The following is a 2,715-nucleotide window of genomic DNA, read 5'->3' as shown; positions in this document are numbered from 1 at the left end:
TTTCTAAGGAAGCAGAGGTGGCGGAGAGTAGAGATACTAAGAGAAGCCACTAAAGCAAGCGGAAGCACACTGAGAAACTTTGTTTAGTTTTGAGGGTATTACCTCAAAGATTTGAATAAACGCCAAGCGTTAGTCGGGCCTATAGCTCAGCTGGTTTAGAGCGCACGCCTGATAAGCGTGAGGTCGATGGTTCAAGTCCATTTAGGCCCATTGACATAGCGATAAAAAAGAGTTAAAGTTATGTCTGCCTAAAAAATAACAATACTTGGGGGCTTAGCTCAGTTGGGAGAGCACCTGCTTTGCACGCAGGAGGTCATCGGTTCGAACCCGTTAGCCTCCATTGGATCGAAAGGTCCAACGGTTAGTACATTGAAAACTGAATATAATCCAAGCAAAAACCGAGACAATCATTGAACAGATTGTAGAGCGACCGAGAAGAGAGATTCTTGAGTAAGGTCAAGTAGAAAAGGGCGCACGGTGAATGCCTAGGCACTAGCAGCCGAAGAAGGACGTGACGAACTACGAAAAGCTTCGGGGAGCGGTAAGTACGCAGTGATCCGGAGATATCCGAATGGGGGAACCCGGTGCAGGAGATGCATCATTAAATACTGTTAAGGTATTTAAAGGAAGACGCAGTGAACTGAAACATCTAAGTAGCTGCAGGAAGAGAAAGAAAAATCGATTTCCTTAGTAGCGGCGAGCGAAGAGGAAAGAGCCTAAACCAGATGATTTATCATTTGGGGTTGTAGGACTGCAATAAGGTATTGCGAAAGATAGTTGAAATGTCTGGGAAGACATGCCAGAGAGGGTGAGAGCCCCGTAAGCGAAATCGGAAGCAAGCCGAGCAGGATCCTGAGTAGGGCGGGACACGAGGAATCCCGTTTGAATCCGCGAGGACCATCTCGCAAGGCTAAATACTAGCTAGTGACCGATAGTGAACCAGTACCGTGAGGGAAAGGTGAAAAGAACCCCGGAAGGGGAGTGAAAGAGAACCTGAAACCGTGTGCCTACAAGTAGTCAGAGCACATTAAAGTGTAATGGCGTGCCTTTTGTAGAATGAACCGGCGAGTTACGTTAAATAGCGAGGTTAAGTGAGAAAAGACGGAGCCGCAGCGAAAGCGAGTCTGAATAGGGCGAAAAGTTATTTGATGTAGACCCGAAACCAAGTGACCTACCCATGACCAGGTTGAAGGTGCGGTAAAACGCACTGGAGGACCGAACCCACGTAAGTTAAAAATTGCGGGGATGAGTTGTGGGTAGCGGTGAAATTCCAAACGAACTTGGAGATAGCTGGTTCTCTCCGAAATAGCTTTAGGGCTAGCCTCGTGGGAGAGGATAATGGAGGTAGAGCTCTGTTTGGACAAGGGGCCCGTCAGGGGTTACTAAGTCCAGATAAACTGCGAATTCCAGATATCCATACACGGGAGTCAGACTGCGAGTGATAAGATCCGTAGTCGAAAGGGAAACAGCCCAGATCACCAGTTAAGGTCCCCAAATCTATGCTAAGTGGAAAAGGATGTGGAGTTGCGTAGACAACTAGGACGTTGGCTCAGAAGCAGCCATCATTCAAAGAGTGCGTAATAGCTCACTAGTCGAGTGGCGCTGCGCCGAAAATTTACCGGGGCTAAGCATAGTACCGAAACTGTGGATGCATCGAAAGATGCGTGGTAGGAGAGCGTTCTAGGTGCGGCGAAGGCTAATCGAGAGGATAGTTGGAGCGCTTAGAAGTGAGAATGCCGGTATGAGTAGCGAAAGATAGGTGAGAATCCTATCCGCCGGAAGACTAAGGTTTCCTGGGGCAGGCTCGTCCGCCCAGGGTAAGTCGGGACCTAAGGCAAGGCCGAGAGGCGTAGTCGATGGATAACAGGTAGAAATTCCTGTACTGCGTTCAATCGTTATGAGCGAAGGAGGGACGCAGGAGGCGAAGGACGCATGGCGCTGGAAGCCATGTGCAAGCGATAAGTGTGGAAGTGAGTCAAATGCTTGCTTTCGAAAAGCACAAGTCGTGAAGCGGAGCGAAGTTAAAGTAGCGAAGGTCTGGTAGTCACACTGCCAAGAAAAGCTTCTAGCCAGAGAGAACGTACCCGTACCGCAAACCGACACAGGTAGTCAAGTGGAGAACACTAAGGTGAGCGAGAGAACTCTCGTTAAGGAACTCGGCAAAATGACCCCGTAACTTCGGGAGAAGGGGTGCTGATCGCAAGATCAGCCGCAGTGAATAGGCCCAAACAACTGTTTATCAAAAACACAGGTCTCTGCAAAGTCGTAAGACGACGTATAGGGGCTGACACCTGCCCGGTGCTGGAAGGTTAAGAGGAGGACTTAGCTTAGGCGAAGGTCTGAATTGAAGCCCCAGTAAACGGCGGCCGTAACTATAACGGTCCTAAGGTAGCGAAATTCCTTGTCGGGTAAGTTCCGACCTGCACGAAAGGTGTAATGATTTGGGCACTGTCTCAACGAGAGACTCGGTGAAATTATAATACCCGTGAAGATGCGGGTTACCCGCGACAGGACGGAAAGACCCCATGGAGCTTCACTGTAGCTTGATATTGAGTATCTGTTAAACATGTACAGGATAGGTAGGAGCCTGAGAAGATAGGACGCTAGTTTTATCGGAGGCAATGTTGGGATACTACCCTTGTTTGATGGATGCTCTAACCGCGGTGCCTAAGCGGCATCAGGGACAGTGTCAGGTAGGCAGTTTGACTGGGGCGG

Annotated in this window: 2 tRNA genes and 1 rRNA gene; all 3 read left to right on the top strand. The window is 49.2% G+C overall.

Going from position 1 to position 2,715, the window contains the following annotated elements:
* Positions 1-135: 135 nt before the first annotated feature.
* A tRNA-Ile gene (locus tag EJK17_RS11015) sits at positions 136-210 on the top strand.
* Positions 211-267: 57 nt separating this feature from the next.
* Positions 268-340, top strand: a tRNA-Ala gene (locus EJK17_RS11010).
* A gap of 114 nt (positions 341-454) precedes the next feature.
* Positions 455-2,715, top strand: a 23S ribosomal RNA gene (locus tag EJK17_RS11005); the annotation flags it as partial.

It is taken from the genome of Lactobacillus xujianguonis (genome assembly GCF_004009905.1).
Taxonomy (GTDB): Bacteria; Bacillota; Bacilli; order Lactobacillales; family Lactobacillaceae; genus Lactobacillus; species Lactobacillus xujianguonis.
Note: the sequence above shows the minus strand (reverse complement) of the source record. Positions and strands in the feature narration are given on the sequence as shown.